Here is a 644-nt window from a genome sequence, read left to right as displayed (position 1 = left end):
TAAATTTAGTGGCAGTTTTGGCTGCCACTCTAAATTTCACTTCTATTTGATTAGCTATTTTTTAAAGCGCTAGCCACCTTTAAAGCACTTGCAAAGGCTAGATGCAAGTTATATCCTCCAAGCATACCAGTGATATCTAAAACCTCTCCTATAAAGTAAAGCCCTTTTATGCTTTTACACTCTAAATTTTCATCTAAAAAATTAGTTTTTACACCACCTTTTGTAACTTCTGCCCTTTCAAAGCCAAATGTCCCAGCCGGAGCAAACTCATAGGCAAAAAGCCTTTTTATGATATTTTTTTCATCATCACTAAATTCATAAAATGCTCTATCTTTTAAGCCAAAATTTCTTAAAAACTCCAGCACAAATCTCTTTGGCAAAGGTAAAACCGAGCTAAGTTGCTTTTTGCCATTTACTAAATTTTTCTCACTAAATTTAGGCGAAAAATTTATGCAAATTCGACCCTTTTGCCAAAAGAGTGAGGCGTTTAGTATCGCTGGACCACTTATGCCTCTATGTGTAAAAAGCAGATCACCACTAAATTTATGGCTCTCGATTTTGGTATTTATCACTACATCTGCACTTAGACTAACGCCGCTAAGCTCTTTAAACCAAAACTCATCTTTTTGCACGCTAAAGCCAAC

The 644-nt window shown here is 35.6% G+C and carries 1 protein-coding gene; it reads right to left on the bottom strand.

Features of this window, described 5'->3' with window-relative positions; translation table 11 throughout:
- Positions 1-50 precede the first annotated feature (50 nt).
- On the bottom strand, positions 51-644 hold a 594-nt coding region (locus tag UNSWCS_RS11140), incomplete at its 5' end, for an NAD(P)/FAD-dependent oxidoreductase (protein WP_035144187.1).

The sequence above is a fragment of the Campylobacter concisus UNSWCS genome (genome assembly GCF_000466685.1).
Lineage (GTDB): Bacteria > Campylobacterota > Campylobacteria > Campylobacterales > Campylobacteraceae > Campylobacter_A > Campylobacter_A concisus_A.
This window is presented reverse-complemented; position numbering and strand designations above follow the sequence as displayed.